The sequence below is a fragment of the uncultured Jannaschia sp. genome (assembly GCF_947494055.1).
Classification (GTDB): domain Bacteria; phylum Pseudomonadota; class Alphaproteobacteria; order Rhodobacterales; family Rhodobacteraceae; genus Jannaschia.
Map to the genome: position 1 here is coordinate 1 of NZ_CANLTR010000012.1, position 17,448 is coordinate 17,448.

The following is a 17,448-nucleotide window of genomic DNA, read 5'->3' on the forward strand; positions in this document are numbered from 1 at the left end:
GCGGGCCGGGGCCGAACTCGCGTTCGACCCGTTCGGCGCTGAGGGCCGTCCACCGGACGCCCCTCCGGGCGCGCCTCCCTGCGGGCCGGGGCCGAACTCGCGTTCGACCCGTTCGGCGCTGAGGGCCGTCCACCGGACGCCCCTCCGGGCGCGCCTCACCCCTCGACGCGGGTGTAGGTTCCCTCGCCGGCGAGGATCGATCTGAACCCGCCCGGGGCGTCCAGCGAGAAGACGATGATCGGCAGACCGTTCTCCCGCGCCAGCGCGATGGCCGACGCGTCCATCACCCGCAGGTGCTTGGTCAGCACCTCGTCGTAGCTGACCTTGGCATAGCGTTTCGCGTCCGGATGCTTCTCCGGATCGCAATCGTAGACACCGTCGACCTTGGTTCCCTTGAAGATCGCCTGGCAGGACATCTCCGACGCGCGCAGCGTCGCCGCGGTGTCGGTCGTGAAATACGGGTTCCCGGTCCCGGCCGCGAAGATCACCACGCGCCCCTTTTCGAGATGGCGCACCGCGCGGCGGCGGATATAGGGCTCGCAGACCTGATCCATCGGAATGGCCGAGATCACGCGGGTATGCAGCCCCAGCGTCTCGAGCGCGCCCTGCATGGCGAGCGCGTTCATCACCGTGGCGAGCATGCCCATGTAATCCGCCGTCGTCCGCTCCATCCCCTGCGCGGAGCCCTGCAGCCCGCGGAAGATGTTGCCGCCGCCGATCACCATCGCGATCTCGACGCCCATCTCCCGCACCGACTTCACCTCGCGGGCGATGCGCTCGACGGTCGGGGGATGCAGGCCGTATCCCTGCGGCCCCATCAGCGCCTCGCCGGAGATCTTCAGCAGCACGCGGTCGTGGACCGGACGAAGCGGCGGGTGATCGGCGATCGTCGCGGTCGCCTCGTGCCGCAGGTCGTCGGCGATCGTCGCGGGGGCCTCGTCCGTCGGTCGGTCCGGCATCGCTTGTCCCCTCGGCTTGTTGCGGGCGGAGATATGCCGGATTACGCCTCGCGGGGCAACCGGGCCCAGCCCGTCCCCACTTCGATGGAAGATCGCCGCGCAAGATGCTGGAACTGCTCGCATCCATTCCCGTCGACCGCCCCGTCCTCATCGCCGGACCGACCGCGTCGGGCAAGTCCGCGCTGGCGCTTGCCGTCGCGCGGGCGGGCGGCGGGCGGATCGTCAATGCCGACGCGCTGCAGGTCTTCGCCGACTGGCGCGTCCTCACGGCCCGGCCGGCGCCGGAGGAGGAGGCGAAGGCGCCGCACGCGCTCTACGGCCACGTCCCCTGGGGCCGCGCCTATTCGGTCGGCGACTGGCTCCGCGACGTGGCCCCGCTCCTGTCCGGCGGCCCCCGCCCCATCGTCGTCGGCGGGACCGGGCTCTACTTCCGCGCGCTCACCGAAGGGCTAGCCGAGATCCCGCCGACGCCCCCGGACATCCGCGCCGAGGCGGAGGCCCGGCTGGCGGCGATCGGGCTCGACGCGATGGGCCGCGAACTCGCGCCGGACGTGCGCGCCGATCTCGATCTCGCGAACCCGATGCGCGTGCTGCGCGCCTGGGAGGTGGCCCGCGCCACCGGCCGGTCGATCCGCGACTGGCAGGCCGACACGCCGCCGCCGCTCCTGCCGCGCGCGGCGGCGACGTCCCTCGTGATCGACGCGCCGAAGGACTGGCTCACGCCCCGGATCGAGCGCCGCTTCGACGCGATGCTGGCCGGCGGCGCGCTCGCGGAGGCGCGGGCGGTGCTGCCGCGATGGGACCCGGCGCTGAACGCAGCACGGGCGATCGGCGCCGCGGAGCTGGTGGCCCATCTGCGCGGCGAGATCGACCTCACGACCGCCCGCGACCGCGCCATCGTCGCCACCCGGCGCTACGCCAAGCGGCAGCGGACATGGTTCCGCGCCCGGATGCGGGACTGGCGCCGGATCGACGCCACGGCGCTCTGACGGACCCGCAGCGGCCTCCGCGACGTTGATCCCGGCACCGCAACCCAAGACCGGAGTCCACCCATGGCAGATCTCAGCTGGACGAAACCCGTCATGCGCGCCGGCTATGCCGGGCGCGGCCTGACCTATCTCGCCGTCGCCGGCCTGTCGCTCTGGGCGATCTGGCGCGGGGGCGAGGCGCAGGGCACCTCCACGGCGATGGAGACGCTCTCCGACAGCGGCTGGGGCATCGCCATCCTGTGGCTCATCGCGATCGGCCTCTTCGCCTACACGCTCTGGCGCGGCATCGACGCGCTCGAGGATCTGGAGGATTACGGCGACGACGCGAAGGGCTACGTCGCGCGAACCGGCATGATCGTCACCGGCCTCGCCCACGGCGCGCTGGCCGGCGTGGCGATCTCCCTCGCGCTCGGCGGCGGTGGCGGCGGCGGCTCCGGCGGCGGGGCCGAGGGCGGCTCGGAGGGCGGCTCGGGCGGGGGCGGCGGCATCGCCGGCATCGTCTCCCAGGTCCTCGAACTGCCGGGCGGGCGGTGGATCGTGATGCTGGCCGGTCTCGCGACGATCGGAGCCGGGCTCTACTACATCAAGAAGGGCTGGAAGGCCGAGTACCGCGAGGAGCTTCGCGCCAACCATTTCACGCAGAACTACGACTGGGCCCTGCGCGCCGGGGTGATCGCCCAAGGCGTGGTCATCACCATCATCGGCGGCTTCTTCGTCGTCGCCGGCTGGCGCCATTCCAGCTCGGAGGCGGGCGGTATCGACAAGGCGTTCGAATGGCTCTCCTCGCAACCCTTCGGCCAGACGCTGGTGACGCTTCTCTGCCTCGGCCTGCTGGGCTTCGCGTTCTTCTGCTTCGTGAACGCGGCCTATCGGATCATTCCGAAGGTTGCGGGCGATTCGATCGAGTCGCTGGGCGCGAAGCTGAAGTCGATGGCCTGACGACCGGCGCCGCCCCCGGATCGGGCGTCCAGACCGGCAGGCCGCCCGCATTCGGGTGGCCCTTCGCCGAGGGGTGGACCGTCTCGCTCGCGTCCCGCCCCGTCATCCGCCGCGCGCGCGACAGGAAGACCCAGCCGAAGCCCCGCCAGTTGCCCACGGACGGCGCGTCGGGATCGGCCGGGAACCGGTCGCGCCAATCCGCCGGCAGGTCGAGCCCCGTGGCCGCCATCCGCCCGAGCATCCAGCGCAGCGAGACGTTCGCCAGCGGCCGCGACCCCGCCCGTCCGCCCAGATGCCCGCCCACATCGCCGTGCGTGCCGCGGAACCAGACCTGCTCGACGCTCGCCGTCCGGTCCCCGTGCGTCCGCCAGCGCTCCAGCGCGTAGGCGTTGCGCGTCTCGTCCAGCGCCATCGCGTGGAAGCCGCGTTCCACCGCGCGGCCCAGCCGGTGCGACCGGAAGGCATGGACCTCCGGGAACAGCCGCCAGAGCACCGGCCAGCGGATGCCGACCGCCTGCACGGTGTCGAACGCGCCGACCGCCGCGATCCCGGCCCGCGCGTGGCAGTACCGCGCCGCGAAGCTGCGCGCCGCGGGCGTCGTCGGGTCCTCGCGGTAATGGTCGTAGGCCTCCTCCACCCGCGTGTCGGAGGAATGCTCGGCCCGCAGCAGGCCCACGCGGTCGATCATCCCCGCCAGCGCCCGCACCGCGTAGGCGCCCCGCGAATAGCCCAGCAGGTAGACCCGGTCGCCCGGCTCGTAGCGGCGGGCGAGGAAGGTGTAGGCGCGCCGGATCTGCAGGTTAATGCCGACCCCCGCCATCACCTCGGCCACGTGCCGCCAGCCGCGCCACTCGATCCCCGGCTCGTAATAGACCGAATGGCCCGTCTCCCGCTCCAGCAGCCGGTAGATCAGGCCGATCGAGGTCTCGAAGCCCGGCTCGAGCGAGGACAGCGTCCCGTCGAGCAGCACGACATGCGTCCGCGCCGCCGGCGGGTCCTGCGTCCGCGTGCCGTCGCCCCGCCGCCACAGGCCGCGGAGCCAGCGTCCGAGGGCCGAGCTACTCGGCGGCAATGGCCTCGACGTCCCGCAGCATCGCCCAGACGCGGGCCGGCGTGAACGGCATGTCGGCGCGGCGGACGCCCACGCCCCACAGCGCGTCCAGCGCGGCGTTGCCGACGGCGGCCATCGCGCCCACCGTCCCCGCCTCGCCGCAGCCCTTCATGCCCAGCACGTTCGCCGTCGAGGGGACGGGCTCGGAATGGAAGTCGATCATCGGCACGGCGACGGCGCGCGGCATTCCGTAATCCATGAAGCTCGCCGTCAGGAGCTGTCCGTCCGCGTCGTAGACGACGTGCTCGGTCACCGCCTGCCCGATCCCCTGCGCGACGCCGCCATGGACCTGCCCCTCGGCCAGCATCGGGTTCATCAGGTTTCCGAAATCGTCGGCCACGGTGTAGCGCACCACGTCGAGCTGCCCCGTCTCCCGGTCGATCTCCACCTCGCAGAGATGGCAGCCGTTCGGGTAGGACCGCCCGGGCAGCTCGGTCGTCTCCCGCGTGCGCAGAAGCTCCGCCTCGCCCGCCGCCCGCGCCGCGGCCGCGGCCTCCATCATGTCCATCACCCGGTTCGAGCCCGGCGCGCGGAACACGCCCTCCTCGAAGGCCACCTCCTCGACCTCCAGCAGCCCGGCGACGAACGGCGTGAAGCGCTCGATCACCTTCTCCGCCGTGCCGCGGTTCGCCGTGCCCTGCGTCGTCACCGAGCGGGAGCCGCCGGTGCCGCCGCCCTTGGCGATCCGGTCGCTGTCGCCCTGCACCACGTCGATCAGCGCGGGGTCGATGCCCAGATCGTTGGCGAGGAACTGCTTGTAGACCGTCTCGTGCCCCTGCCCGTTCGACTGCGTGCCGACATAGAGGTTCACCCGGCCGTCCCCGGTGAACTCGATCTCCGCCGTCTCCGACGGATCGCCCAGGATCGACTCGATGTAGTAGCACAGCCCCAGCCCGCGCAGCCGGCCCCGCGCCTCGCTCTCCGCCCGCCGCGCGGCGAAGCCCGCCACGTCGCCCTCGCGCTCCGCGCGGCGCAGCACGCGGGCGAAGTCGCCCACGTCGTAGGTCTCGCCCGTGGCGGAGACGTAGGGAAACTGCTCGGGCGTGATGAAGCAGGTCCGGCGCAGCTCGAACGGATCGACGCCCAGCTCCCGCGCGGCCGTGTCCATCGCCCGCTCCAGCACGTAGATCGCCTCCGGTCGCCCCGCGCCGCGATAGGCGTCGACCTGCGTGGTGTTGGTGAAGACGCCCGTCGAGGTCATGAAGCAGGCCTGCACGTCGTAGGTGCCCGGCATCACCTTGGAGAACAACTCCGACTGGATGTTCTGCGCGTAGCCCGAATTGTACGCGCCCAGATTGGCGACGTTGTCCATCCGGTAGGCCACCAGCCGGTTGCCCGCGTCGAAGCCCAGCTTCGCCGTGCAGACCAGGTCCCGCCCCGCATTGTCCGACAGCATCGCTTCCGAGCGGTCCGACATCCACCGCACCGGCCGGCCCAGCGCCCGCGCCGCGTGGCCCACCAGCACCGTCTCGGGATACATCATCCCCTTCATCCCGAACCCGCCGCCGACATCCGTCGTCGTCACCCGCACCGCGTCCGCCGCCATCCCGAGACAGGCGGCAAGCCGCGCCTTCGGCCCCCACACCCCCTGCGAGTTGACGCAGACATGCAGCCGCTCGCCCTCCATCTCCGCCCAGGCGCCCCGCGGCTCGAGCGAGGCGCAGATGATGCGGTTGTCGTCCACCGTGACCTCGACCACCCGCGCGGCCCCCGCCAGCGCCGCCTCGCAGGCGTCCTCGTCCCCCTTGGCGTAGGTATAGGCCACGTTGTCGGGCGCCTCGTCGTGGATCGTCTCGCCGCCGGGGCCGACGTCGACCTTGGCGGGGCGGTCCGCGAACTCGACCTCGATCGCCTCGGCCGCGTCGCGCGCCTGATCGAGCGTGTCGGCGATCACCATCGCCACCGCCTCGCCCACGAACCGCACGCGCCCCTTCGCCAGCAGCGGCCGCCGCGGGTCCGCGCCCGTCGAGCCGTCGCGGTTCTCCACCGGGGTCGTCGGCAGGTTGTTCTCCACCCCCGCCGCCTCGATCGTCTCCGCCGTCAGCACGGCGTGGACGCCCGGCATCCCCTCGGCCCCGGACATGTCGAGCGACGCGATCTCCGCATGCGCCACCGGCGAGCGCAGCACGTAGGCGCGCAACGCCCCCGCGGGCACGTTGTCGTCCACGTATTGCCCCCGCCCGGTCAGCAGCCGCGGGTCCTCCGCACGACGGGCGGATTCGTTCAGGCCGAACTTCACGGGCATCTGGTTCATCGAGGCTCTCCGGGGGGCGTCTGGTTCGCGGCGGACCTTACGCCCCTTCGCGTGGGTGTCCAGAGACGCCCCCGGCCCTGCGTCCATCGGTCGGGGCGGGCCACCTGGCCGCTATCGGAACACGCACCACGCTCCATCGGGATGCCCCGCATCCCGGCACGCGCCCGCCTTCCGGCGCTCCGCGCGCTCGTCACCGACATCGCTCCACCGGAGCGATGCCCGGGCGTTCCTCGCCCCCCACGGCGGGTGCGTCCGCAGCCCCCTCGGCCGGGCGCGTGCCTCGCGCTGGGGGCGACAAGGGCCGTGGAGCGATGGCTGCGAGCGGGACGTCCGGCCGGTCCCCCGGCCCGATCCTCGCGGATCGGGCGTTCGGCGGTTCGGGCGCGCCACCGGCGCCCCCGATCCGGCCCGGGGGGGCCGGACCCCGCCTCACCCCCCGATCCGGCTGCGCCGGACCTCGCCTCACCCTTTCCCTCTCCCCGCGCCCGCGCTACTCCCCCACCCCAAGCACGGGAGACCGACACGATGAGCATGGACAAGACCTTCGACGCCGCCACGGCCGAGGCCCGGATCAGCCGCGACTGGATCGACGGCGGCCATTTCCGCGCCGGCGCCAACGCGAAGCCCGGCGCCCCCGCCTTCTCCGTCCTCATCCCGCCCCCCAACGTGACCGGCGCGCTCCACATGGGCCACGCCTTCAACAACACGCTGCAGGACATCCTCACCCGCTGGCACCGGATGCGCGGCCACGACACCCTCTGGCAGCCCGGGACCGACCACGCGGGGATCGCCACGCAGATGGTCACCGAACGCGCCCTCGCCGCCGCCGGCGAACCCTCGCGGCAGGAGCTGGGCCGCGCGCGGTTCCTCGAACGCGTCTGGCAGCAGAAGTCGAACTCCCGCGGCAACATCATCGGCCAGCTGCAGCGCCTCGGCGCCTCCTGCGACTGGGAGCGGGAGGCCTTCACGATGGGCGGCGCCCCCGGCGACCCCGAGCCCTCCACCCAGGACTTCCACGACGCCGTCATCCGCGTCTTCGTCGACCTCTACGAACGCGGGCTGATCTATCGCGGCAAGCGGCTGGTGAACTGGGACCCGCATTTCGAGACCGCGATCTCCGACCTCGAGGTGGAATCGGTCGAGACGCCCGGCCACATGTGGCACTTCCGCTATCCGCTCGCCGACGGCGCGACCTACGAATACGCCGAGCGCGACGAGGACGGGAACGTCCTCTTCACCGAGACGCGGGACTACATCTCCATCGCCACCACCCGGCCCGAGACGATGCTGGGCGACGGCGCCGTCGCGGTCCATCCCTCGGATGAACGTTACGCCGCAATCGTCGGACAACTCTGCGAAATCCCCGTCGGCCCGAAGGAACATCGCCGCCTGATCTCGATCATCGCCGACGAATACCCGGACCCCGCCTTCGGCTCCGGCGCGGTCAAGATCACCGGCGCGCACGACTTCAACGACTACGCCGTGGCCAAGCGCGCGAACATCCCGCTCTACCGCCTGATGGACACGAAGGCGCGGATGCGCGACGACGGCGTCCCCTACGCGGAGGCCGCCGAACTGGCGCGGCATCTGCGCGAGGGCGCGGAGATGTCGGAGGCGGAGGTCGACGCGATCAACCTCGTCCCCGACCACCTGCGCGGGCTCGACCGGCTGGAGGCGCGCCGGCGCGTCGTCGAGGAGATCACCGTCGAGGGCCTCGCCGTCATGGTCCCCGAGAGCGATCCCCGCCTCGGCCGGAAATCCGCCGCCTCCGCCGCCCCCGCCGGCGGTCAGGACGGCGCGCCGGGCGACAGTTTCGAGGAGGGCGCCACCGCCCCCGAGCTCGCCCTCGTCCCGCTGGTCGAACCGAAGGCGATCATGCAGCCCCACGGCGACCGCTCCAAGACCGTGATCGAGCCGATGCTGACCGATCAATGGTTCGTCGACACCGCGAAGATCGTCGGGCCGGCCATCGACGCCGTCCGCGACGGCACGGTCCGCATCCTGCCCAAGGGCGACGAGAAGGTCTATTTCAACTGGCTCGAGAACATCGAGCCGTGGTGCATCTCCCGCCAGCTCTGGTGGGGGCATCAGGTGCCGGTCTGGTACACGATCGACCCGCGGGGCAGCTCCGACTGGCTCCCCGTCTGCGCGACCACCGAGGCGGAGGCGCGGGACCGGATCGCCACGATGCACGGGCCGGACGCCGAGGTTCGCTTCGTCGAAGGCGAAGAGGAAGCGCTCGCGATCCTCCAAGACGACCTCGAAGGCCTCGGCACGCGGACCGAGGGCCGCATCCGTCAGGCGCAGGGGCCGCAGGCGATCCCCGCCTTCCGCGACCCCGACGTCCTCGACACCTGGTTCTCCTCCGGCCTCTGGCCGCTCGGCACGCTGGGCTGGCCCGAGGCCACGCCCGAGCTCGACCGCTACTACCCGACCTCCGTCCTCGTCACCGGCTTCGACATCCTGTTCTTCTGGGTCGCCCGGATGATGATGATGCAGCTCGCCGTCACCGACGAGACGAAGCCCGTCGCCGAACGCGTCCCCTTCCGCGACGTCTATGTCCACGCCCTCGTCCGCGACGAGAAGGGCAAGAAGATGTCCAAGAGCTTGGGCAACGTGCTCGACCCGCTCGACCTGATCGACGAATACGGCGCCGACGCGGTGCGCTTCACGCTGGCCTCGATGGCCGCGATGGGCCGCGACCTCAGGCTCTCGACCCAGCGCATCGCCGGCTACCGGAACTTCGGCACCAAGCTCTGGAACGCCGTCCGCTTCGCCGAGATGAACGAGGTCGACTTCGCCCGGACCACAACTGTGCCACAGATGTCCCACAGCCATAACACGGGCGTAACACGGGGCTCCGCGGTCAATCGGTGGATCGTCGGCGAGACGGCGCGGGCCCGCGAGGAGGTCGATGCCGCCCTCGACGCCTACCGCTTCGACGACGCCGCCGGCGCCCTCTACCGCTTCGTCTGGAACGTCGTCTGCGACTGGTACGTGGAGTTCTCGAAGCCCGTGCTGCAAGGCGAAGACGTTGACGCCAAAGCGGAAACCCAGGCGACGATGGGCTGGGTCCTGAACCAGTGCATGACGCTCCTGCACCCGTTCATGCCCTTCGTCACCGAGGAACTCTGGCGCGTCACCGGCCACGAGGGGATGCTCGTCCACGGCGACTGGCCCGAGAACGTCACCTCGGACCTCGTTGATCCGGAAGCGGAATCCGAAATCCGCTGGGTCATCGCCTTCGTCGAGGCCATCCGCTCCGCCCGCGCCCAGATGAACGTCCCCGCCGGCGCGCAGGTGCCCGTGATCGCCGTCGAATGGGACGACACCGCCCGCCGCGCCTACGCGGCCAACGCCCCGATGATCGCCGCGCTGGCCCGGATCGAAAGCCTCACCGAAGGCGATGCCCCGAAAGGCGCCATCGCCGTCGCCGCGAAAGGCGGCCGCTTCGCCCTGCCGCTCGAAGGCGTGATCGACGTCGCCGCCGAACGCGCCCGGCTGGAGAAGTCGCGCGGCAAGCTTGACAAGGAAATCAAGGGGATGGAAGGTCGCGTGAACAACCCGAACTTCGCCGCCTCCGCCCCGCCCGAGGTGGTGGAGGAAACGCGCGCCAATCTCGCCGCCCGGCAGGAAGATCGCGGCGCGGTGCAGGCCGCGCTCGATGCGCTGGCGGAACTGGGGTAAGGGTCCGTCAACCTTTATGGAAGGTTACGCCGGTTGACGAAGAATTAATCCAGCCGATGGACGTATTCCGCCCGTGAGCTGGAACATCCTCATCATAGGCCAGGCCGGGCGGCTCATGCACGAGGCCGTGCTCTTCGCCGCGACGCTTCGGCACAACGCGCCCCGGTGGTCCGGCCGTCTGATCGTGGCCGAGCCGCAGCCCGGCCCCCTCTGGCCCGCCGATCCGCGCATTCCCGAGGGACCGCAGCGCGACCTCCTCCGTCATCTCGGCGCGGAGATCGTGCCGTTCGAGAGCCGGCATTTCGGCCACGCCTACCCGCAGGGCAACAAGATCGAGGGGCTGGCCGCGCTACCCGAAGGCCCGTTCGTCTTCTTCGACACGGACACCGCGATCACCGGCGAACTCGCGGATCTCGACATCGACTTCACGCGCCCGGCGGCCAGCATGAAGCGCGAGAACACCTGGCCCGATCCGCAGCTCTATGGACCGGATTACAATGGGATATGGGGCGCGCTTCACGCGCGGCGCGGCGGCCGGCTGGCGGATACGCTCGACACGCGCTGGCCCGACAACCACTGGCGCCGCTACCTGTACTTCAACGCGGGCTGGTTCTTAGGGGCCGATCCGGCCGCCTTCCATCGCGCTTTCGAGGCGGCCGCGCTGATGATCCGGGACGACCCGCCCGACGCGTTGGCCAGCCAGCTCCTCGACCCGTGGCTCGACCAGGCCGCCCTTCCGCTCGCGATCCACGAGCGCGGCGGTGGACGGCCCGGCGGTCGCGGCGGCATCGCCGAGGGCGTCTTCGACGGCAGCCACTCCGTCCACTGGCGCGCCATGCCGCTTCTCTACGCCACCGCGCCCGACCACGCGATCGAAGCCGTCGAGGCAGCGTCGCGGCCGAACCGGATCAAGAAGGTCCTGAAGGACCACGAGCCGTTCCGGCGCTTCCTCTATCAGGGCAAGGGCGCGCGGGCGCGGGCGCTGTTCGACCGGGCGGACCTTCCGCGGAAGGAGCAGGCGATCCGCAACCGGCTGCGCCGCGAAGGGCTGTGGATGCGGTGACGTCGCCGTTCCGTCTTCGCGCGGGATGCGGTGACGGTGGCACGCGCTTTGGCCGGGGTGACCCGCCGTGCCGCCGGGCGGGGCGGTCTCGGTTACCTCAGAAGTTCGACAGGCTCGACGCGGCCGCGGCGGCGAAGCGCTCGACGACGAGGTCCCACATCGCGCGCGCGTCTTCGGTGTCGGCCGCATCGACGATCTCGAGCTGGCTGCCGCCCTGCGCCTCGGTGAACGCGACCGTCACGCGCGACGCCTCCGCCCGGCCGAGCGTCCAGTCGAGCGCGAGCCGCTGCTCGTCCTGCTCGACGATGGTGGCCCAGCTCGCCGCCGTGCCGTCGTAGAGCACCTCGCGCAGGGCGCCGCCTGCGTCTCTCTCCATCACCACGGCCTGCGGCAGCGCCCCGTCCTGCGCCGAGAGCGAGACCCGCGCGACCGGCCACCAGCGCGCGATGTCCTCGCAGAAGAGATGCCGCGCCTCGCCCGGCGTGAGTCGCGTGCTCAGGGTCCGGCGCAGTCCCGGCCCGGGCGCCGCCGCGATCCGCGTCTCCGAAAGCCGCCCGAGCCACTCCACGAGAGGACCGGCGCCGCCGGCACGAAGCGCGTAGAGATTGCGCGTGCCCGCCGCCTCGACGGAAACGAGGCCGGCGCCGAGCAGGACCTTGAGATGCTGCGACACGGCCGGCCGGGACACCGGCAGCGTCTCGGCGATCCGCCCGACCGGGAGGGCGCCGTCGCGCAGCCGGTCGAGCACCGCGCGACGCGTCGGATCGGCCAGGGCCGTGAGGATTGCGTGATGGTCCACATCGGAGGACTGAGCGCGGAACATGGGGATATCAAGGCGACCGGCGGCTCGGTACGGACGCCTGCATGCCGCACCGTACGCCGCGTTCACCATCACCGCCGCGCCACCTTGAAGGCCCCGCCCGCGCCGCTTAGGTGTCGCGTCGACGTTCGCCGCGACAGGCGCGGTCCGGGCGTGGCAGGCAAGGAAAACCCGATGCGAGATCCAGTCGAACACTTTCAGAACAATCTGGTCCCGATGGTGGTCGAGCAGACCAGCCGGGGCGAGCGTGCCTACGACATCTTCAGCCGCCTGCTGAAGGAGCGGATCGTCTTCGTGAACGGCCCCGTCCATGACGGGATGAGCCAGCTCGTCGTCGCGCAGCTCCTCCATCTCGAGGCGGAGAACCCGACCAAGGAAATCTCGATGTATATCAACTCGCCGGGCGGCAGCGTCGTCTCGGGGATGTCGATCTACGACACGATGCAGTATATCCGCCCCGCGGTTTCCACGCTGGTCTGCGGGCTCGCCGCGTCGATGGGCTCGGTGATCGCGGTCGGCGGCGAAAAGGGCCTGCGCTTCTCGCTTCCGAACTCGTCGTTCCTCGTGCACCAGCCCTCGGGCGGCTTCCAGGGCACGGCGGAGGACATCCTGATCTCCGCCCGCTCGATCGAGGCCACGCGGGAGCGGATGTACAAGCTCTACATGCAGCACACGGGTCAGGACTACGACACCGTGCGCCAAGCGCTCGACCGCGACAAGTGGATGACGCCGCAGGAAGCCAAGGACTGGGGTCACCTCGACCAGATCGTCGAGAACCGCAACGACGCCAAGTCCGAGGACAAGTCCTGATCCGGGCGCCCGGGTTCACTGCCCCTGCGCAGTCCCCTTGAGGACGGCGCGGGTGCGACAGCGGGTGTTGCGCCGGTGCCGATTTTGGCATTGTGACCCCAGAACGATCCGCCTAGGCTTCTGGGCAAATCGGTAATCAGCGGCGGGGCGGACGGCCTCGCGGTCGACGGGTCCGGGCGCGCGGACCGGACCAAGGAGGCGAAGATGGCCAATAATTCCAATTCCGGTGACAGCAAGAACACGCTGTATTGCAGCTTCTGCGGGAAGTCCCAGCACGAGGTCCGCAAGCTGATCGCCGGTCCGACGGTGTTCATCTGCGACGAATGCGTCGAGCTCTGCATGGACATCATCCGCGAGGAGACCAAGGCGCAGGGGCTCAAGTCGAGCGACGGCACGCCCACGCCGCGCGAGATCTGCAACGTGCTCGACGATTACGTCATCGGGCAGGAGCACGCCAAGCGCGTCCTCTCGGTCGCCGTGCATAACCACTACAAGCGGCTCGACCATGCCGGGAAGTCCGACATCGAGCTTGCCAAGTCGAACATCCTGCTGATCGGCCCCACCGGCTGCGGCAAGACGCTGCTGGCGCAGACGCTGGCGCGGATCATCGATGTGCCCTTCACCATGGCCGACGCGACCACGCTGACCGAGGCGGGCTATGTGGGCGAGGATGTCGAGAACATCATCCTCAAGCTTCTGCAGGCCAGCGAGTACAATGTCGAGCGGGCGCAGCGCGGCATCGTCTATATCGACGAGGTCGACAAGATCACCCGCAAGTCCGACAACCCCTCGATCACCCGCGACGTGAGCGGAGAGGGCGTGCAGCAGGCGCTGCTGAAGATCATGGAGGGCACGGTCGCCTCCGTGCCGCCGCAGGGCGGGCGCAAGCATCCGCAGCAGGAATTCCTGCAGGTCGACACCACCAACATCCTGTTCGTCTGCGGCGGTGCCTTCGCCGGGCTCGACAAGATCATCTCGCAGCGCGGCAAGGGCTCCTCGATGGGCTTCGGCGCCGAGGTGAAGGCGCCCGAGGAGAAGACGGTGGGCGAGGCCTTCAAGGAGCTGGAACCCGAGGATCTGCTGAAGTTCGGCCTGATCCCCGAATTCGTCGGCCGCCTGCCCGTCATCGCCACGCTCGAGGATCTCGACGAGGGGGCGCTGGTCACCATCCTGACGCAGCCGAAGAACGCGCTCGTCAAGCAGTACCAGCGGCTGTTCGAGCTCGAGGACGTGCAGCTCACCTTCACGGAGGACGCGCTGACCGGCATCGCCAAGCGCGCCATCGAGCGCAAGACGGGCGCGCGCGGCCTGCGCTCGATCATGGAGGACATCCTGCTCGACACGATGTTCGACCTGCCCGGTCTCGACACGGTGGACGAAGTCGTCGTCAACGAGGAAGCGGTGCGCCGCGAGGTGAAGCCCCTGCTGATCCATTCCGACGAGAAGACGAAGGACACGGCGAGCGCCTGAGATCCGCGCCACTCCCGCCGGCTTTCCGCGAGCCGGCGGGGACCGGTCCGTCCGGATCGCGTCATGATCCGGATGCGCCTCCCCGGCCCGCGCCCCCGTCATGTGTAACCGGTGGTCCGTTGCCGCGCATGTCGTCGGGCCGTGCGCGGGTGGATTTCAAGACCAAGCGCGTGCCCTGTTGGACCGTGCCGGACGAAAGGTACGCCGACACCGGGATGGAAATCGTGGCGCTGCGCCGGGGCAATCGTACCGTTTCTACCGCACCGTCCCAGTGGAAGTATCGCCGCGGGCCCCATGAAGCGCCCGGCTGAACCCCGTGATCCGGAACGCCGCACAGGATCGTGCATTTGCGCACCTTTGCTCCCGGCCGCCCTCTTGCCTATACCCGATCCGACCCGAGACCGAATCCGGAGGCTTCCGCCCATGATCCGTCCGCTGATCGCCGCCCTGCTCCTCGCCGCACCGGCCCTGGCGCAGGAATTCCAGACCCAGGCCGGCTCCGCCATCGTGGTCGATCACAATACCGGTCAGGTGCTCCTGTCGAAGAACGCCGACGTGCCACTCCCCCCGGCCTCGATGTCTAAGCTGATGACGCTCAACATGGTGTTCGAGGCGCTGGAGGACGGCCGGCTCACGCTCGAGACGGAACTGCCGGTGAGCGAGCACGCGGCGAGCTACGGCGGCTCCACGATGTTCCTCGACCCGCGCGACCGGGTGAGCGTGGAGGACCTGATCCGCGGCGTGGTCGTGCTCTCGGGCAACGACGCCACCGCCGTGCTGGCCGAGGCGATCTCGCCCGACGGGACCGAGGCCGGCTTCTCGCAGATGATGTCGGAACGTGCGCGCGAGCTCGGGATGCGGAACTCGATGTTCCGCAACTCGAACGGCTGGCCGGCCCCGGGCCACGTCATGTCGATGGCCGACCTCGCGATTCTGGCCGAACGGCTCATCACCGAGTTCCCAGAATACTACACCTATTTCGCCGAGACCGAGTTCGCCTTCGACGGCCGCTCGCCCGCGAACCGGTTCAACCGCAACCCGCTCCTGACCCTCGGGATCGGAGCCGACGGGCTCAAGACCGGCCATACGCAGGAGGCGGGCTACGGCCTCGTCGGCTCCGCCGTGCAGGGCGACCGCCGCGTGACCTTCGTGCTGTCGGGCATGGCGAGCGAATCCGCGCGCGCCGAGGAGAGCGAGCGGCTCGCGAACTGGGCGTTCCGGCAATTCGCGGAGGAGCGGGTGCTGCAGGACGGCGAAGGCCCGGTGATGGAGGCCGAAGTCTTCATGGGCGAGCGCGACACGGTGCCGCTCGTCCCCGAGGGCGAGGTGACGCTGCTCCTGCCGGTCACGGGACGGCAGACGGTGACGGGCGAGATCGCCTATGACGGCCCGGTGGAGGCGCCGGTCGCGGCAGGCACGCGGCTGGCTACGCTGACGCTGAGCCACCCGGGGATCGCGCCGCTCGAGGTGCCGCTGGTGGCGGGCGCCGACGTGCCGCGCGCGGGGCCGCTGCGGCGCGTGCAGATCGCCGGCACGCGCGTGGCGGGCGAGCTGCTGGGCTCGGCGCTGGAACGCTTCGAATAGGGGGCGTCCCGCCCGGCGGCCGAACGGGCCTCCGGCGGGGATACTTGGGAAGCAAAGACGGGGCGTTTGCCTCCGACCTTTCGGGTGCTAGGGCTGCGCCCATGTTCATCTCCCTCGAAGGCATCGACGGCTCCGGCAAGTCCACGCAGGCGCGGCGCCTGGCCGAGACGCTGCGCGCGCGGGGCCGCGAGGTCGTCCTGACCCGGGAGCCGGGCGGCAGCATCGGGGCGGAGGCGATCCGGCGACTGCTCGTCGAGGGGGACACCGATCGCTGGTCGCCGGAGACCGAGCTTCTCCTGTTCAACGCGGCGCGGCGGGATCATCTGGAGCGCACGATCCGGCCCGCGCTCGACCGCGGCGCGGTGGTCGTCTCCGACCGCTTCGCCGATTCCACGCGGGTCTACCAGGGCGCGACGCGGGGCGATCTGCGCGACCTCGTGGACCGGCTGCACGCGCTGGTCATCGGGCGGGAGCCGGACCGGACCTTCGTGATCGACATGGACCCGCGTGCGGCGCTCGACCGGGGCCTCGCGCGCGGCTCGGGCGAGGACCGGTTCGAGGGGTTCGGGCTGGCGTTCCAGACGACGCTGCGTGCCGGGTTCCTTGCGCTTGCGGCGGATTTCCCGGATCGCATCCGGGTGATCGACGGCGCGGCGGAGCCCGACACGGTGGCCGCGCGCATCGAGGCGGCGCTGTGAGCGACATCCCCGAGCCCGACCGCCTTCTCGATGCGCCGCATCCACGGGAGACGCCGCGCCTCTACGGGCAGGCAGCGGCGGAGGCGGCCTTCCTCGACGCCTGGAACACCGGGCGGCTGCACCACGGCTGGCTCCTGACCGGGCCGCGGGGCGTGGGCAAGGCGACGCTGGCCTGGCGCATTGCGCGGTTCCTGCTCAGCGATCTTCCGGCGCGGGCCGAAACCCTCGATCCGCCGCCGGGCCACCCCGCCCTCTCCCGCATCCGCGCGCTGTCGGAGCCCGGGCTCATGCTGCTCCGCCGGCCCTGGGACGAGAAGGCGAAGCGGCTTCGCGCCGAGATCACGGTGGAGGAGGCGCGCCGGCTGGGCGGGTTCTTCGCGCTGTCGGCGCAGGGGCGGCGAGTGGTGATCGTCGATGCGGCGGACGATCTGAACCGCAACGCCGCCAACGCGATCCTGAAGGTGCTGGAGGAGCCGCCCGCGGGCGCGACGCTCCTCCTCGTCGCGCACCAGCCGGCACGGCTCCTGCCGACGATCCGTTCGCGCTGCCGGGTGCTGCGTCTGGGGCCGCTCGAGCCCGACGATCTGGAAGCGGCGGTGGTGCAGGCGGGCGCGCCGGCCGCCGCGGCCTCGGCGCTGGCCGAAGGTTCGGTCGGGGCGGCGCTGGCGCTCGCCGAGGGGGGTGCGGCGATCTACGAGGGGCTGCTCGACCTCTTCGCGGGCGGCGCGATGGACCGGCGCCAGGCGCGCGCGATGGCCGATGCCTGTGCCGGGCGGGCCGGCGGTGAGACGCTCGACGCGACGCTGGCGGCGATCGACCGGCTGCTGCACCGCGCGGCACGGGCCGGGCTGCTGGGTCCGCCGGCGGACGCGCCCGAGGCGGAGGCGCGCGTGCTTCGCCGTCTCGCGCCCCACGACGCGGCTGCGCGCGGTTGGGCACAGGTCTCGCAGGACGTGTCGGACCGCGCCGCCCATGCCCGGGCGGTGAACGTCGATGCCGCGGCGATCGTGTGGGACGCGCTGGCCCGGATCGAGGCGCAGGCGCGGCGCGCCTGACCGGCTTGC

Annotated in this window: 13 protein-coding genes; 9 read left to right on the forward strand and 4 right to left on the reverse strand. The window is 71.1% G+C overall.

From position 1 onward, the window contains the following. Window positions 1–155 precede the first annotated feature (155 nt). Window positions 156–959 (reverse strand): UMP kinase, encoded by an 804-nt coding sequence (pyrH, locus tag Q1A87_RS12010; protein ID WP_299651626.1) that lies wholly within the window; start codon window positions 957–959, stop codon window positions 156–158. 104 nt (window positions 960–1,063) lie between these two features. On the opposite strand from pyrH, the gene miaA reads away from it, so the two are divergent. Both miaA and Q1A87_RS12020 read left to right on the forward strand, forming a co-directional pair. Then, window positions 1,064–1,948, forward strand: coding sequence for a tRNA (adenosine(37)-N6)-dimethylallyltransferase MiaA (miaA, locus tag Q1A87_RS12015; RefSeq protein ID WP_299651628.1), 885 nt, complete (start codon window positions 1,064–1,066; stop codon window positions 1,946–1,948). Window positions 1,949–2,011: 63 nt separating this feature from the next. Next, entirely contained in the window at window positions 2,012–2,887 is an 876-nt protein-coding gene (locus Q1A87_RS12020) for a DUF1206 domain-containing protein (RefSeq protein WP_299651630.1), read from the forward strand. Here Q1A87_RS12020 and Q1A87_RS12025 read toward each other — a convergent pair. Continuing rightward, on the reverse strand, window positions 2,823–3,959 hold the full coding sequence (locus tag Q1A87_RS12025) for a DUF2235 domain-containing protein (protein ID WP_299651632.1): 1,137 nt from the start codon (window positions 3,957–3,959) through the stop codon (window positions 2,823–2,825). The genes Q1A87_RS12020 and Q1A87_RS12025 overlap by 65 nt on opposite strands. After that, window positions 3,946–6,252: a xanthine dehydrogenase family protein molybdopterin-binding subunit gene (locus tag Q1A87_RS12030; RefSeq protein WP_299651634.1), complete on the reverse strand. Its 2,307-nt coding sequence runs from the start codon at window positions 6,250–6,252 to the stop codon at window positions 3,946–3,948. Before Q1A87_RS12030 ends, Q1A87_RS12025 begins: the two co-directional genes overlap by 14 nt. A 525-nt stretch (window positions 6,253–6,777) precedes the next feature. On the opposite strand from Q1A87_RS12030, the gene Q1A87_RS12035 reads away from it, so the two are divergent. Further along, window positions 6,778–9,939 (forward strand): valine--tRNA ligase, encoded by a 3,162-nt coding sequence (locus Q1A87_RS12035; RefSeq protein WP_299651636.1) that lies wholly within the window; start codon window positions 6,778–6,780, stop codon window positions 9,937–9,939. 115 nt (window positions 9,940–10,054) lie between these two features. Beyond that, on the forward strand, window positions 10,055–11,002 hold the full coding sequence (locus Q1A87_RS12040; RefSeq protein ID WP_299651824.1) for a hypothetical protein: 948 nt from the start codon (window positions 10,055–10,057) through the stop codon (window positions 11,000–11,002). A gap of 97 nt (window positions 11,003–11,099) precedes the next feature. On the opposite strand, the gene Q1A87_RS24185 is transcribed toward Q1A87_RS12040, so the two are convergent. Next, window positions 11,100–11,825, reverse strand: a complete 726-nt coding sequence (locus tag Q1A87_RS24185) for a metalloregulator ArsR/SmtB family transcription factor (protein WP_363322991.1) — start codon at window positions 11,823–11,825, stop codon at window positions 11,100–11,102. Window positions 11,826–11,996: 171 nt separating this feature from the next. Between Q1A87_RS24185 and Q1A87_RS12050 the strand changes: the two genes are divergently transcribed. The 5 genes from Q1A87_RS12050 (at window position 11,997) to Q1A87_RS12070 (ending at window position 17,439) form a co-directional block, all read left to right on the forward strand. Then, on the forward strand, window positions 11,997–12,632 hold the full coding sequence (locus Q1A87_RS12050) for an ATP-dependent Clp protease proteolytic subunit (protein ID WP_299651638.1): 636 nt from the start codon (window positions 11,997–11,999) through the stop codon (window positions 12,630–12,632). Window positions 12,633–12,836: 204 nt separating this feature from the next. Then, a complete protein-coding gene (gene clpX / locus Q1A87_RS12055; RefSeq protein WP_299651640.1) occupies window positions 12,837–14,102 on the forward strand; it encodes an ATP-dependent Clp protease ATP-binding subunit ClpX in 1,266 nt (421 codons plus the stop codon). 423 nt (window positions 14,103–14,525) lie between these two features. Continuing rightward, window positions 14,526–15,686: a D-alanyl-D-alanine carboxypeptidase family protein gene (locus Q1A87_RS12060; RefSeq protein WP_299651642.1), complete on the forward strand. Its 1,161-nt coding sequence runs from the start codon at window positions 14,526–14,528 to the stop codon at window positions 15,684–15,686. 101 nt (window positions 15,687–15,787) lie between these two features. Further along, window positions 15,788–16,384, forward strand: coding sequence for a dTMP kinase (tmk, locus tag Q1A87_RS12065; protein ID WP_299651644.1), 597 nt, complete (start codon window positions 15,788–15,790; stop codon window positions 16,382–16,384). Continuing rightward, window positions 16,381–17,439 (forward strand): DNA polymerase III subunit delta', encoded by a 1,059-nt coding sequence (locus Q1A87_RS12070; RefSeq protein WP_299651646.1) that lies wholly within the window; start codon window positions 16,381–16,383, stop codon window positions 17,437–17,439. The genes tmk and Q1A87_RS12070 overlap by 4 nt, the downstream gene beginning before the upstream one ends. Window positions 17,440–17,448 lie beyond the last annotated feature (9 nt).

Bases quoted from the DNA above. Each gene is read 5' to 3' on its own strand.
- Q1A87_RS12050 (WP_299651638.1), top strand. From the start codon at position 11,997: ATGCGAGATCCAGTCGAACACTTTCAGAACAATCTGGTCCCGATGGTG.
- Q1A87_RS12035 (WP_299651636.1), top strand. From the start codon at position 6,778: ATGAGCATGGACAAGACCTTCGACGCCGCCACGGCCGAGGCCCGGATC.
- Q1A87_RS12060 (WP_299651642.1), top strand. From the start codon at position 14,526: ATGATCCGTCCGCTGATCGCCGCCCTGCTCCTCGCCGCACCGGCCCTG.
- tmk (WP_299651644.1), top strand. From the start codon at position 15,788: ATGTTCATCTCCCTCGAAGGCATCGACGGCTCCGGCAAGTCCACGCAG.
- Q1A87_RS12030 (WP_299651634.1), bottom strand. From the start codon at position 6,252: ATGAACCAGATGCCCGTGAAGTTCGGCCTGAACGAATCCGCCCGTCGT.
- miaA (WP_299651628.1), top strand. From the start codon at position 1,064: ATGCTGGAACTGCTCGCATCCATTCCCGTCGACCGCCCCGTCCTCATC.
- pyrH (WP_299651626.1), bottom strand. From the start codon at position 959: ATGCCGGACCGACCGACGGACGAGGCCCCCGCGACGATCGCCGACGAC.
- Q1A87_RS12040 (WP_299651824.1), top strand. From the start codon at position 10,055: ATGCACGAGGCCGTGCTCTTCGCCGCGACGCTTCGGCACAACGCGCCC.
- Q1A87_RS12020 (WP_299651630.1), top strand. From the start codon at position 2,012: ATGGCAGATCTCAGCTGGACGAAACCCGTCATGCGCGCCGGCTATGCC.
- Q1A87_RS24185 (WP_363322991.1), bottom strand. From the start codon at position 11,825: ATGTTCCGCGCTCAGTCCTCCGATGTGGACCATCACGCAATCCTCACG.
- clpX (WP_299651640.1), top strand. From the start codon at position 12,837: ATGGCCAATAATTCCAATTCCGGTGACAGCAAGAACACGCTGTATTGC.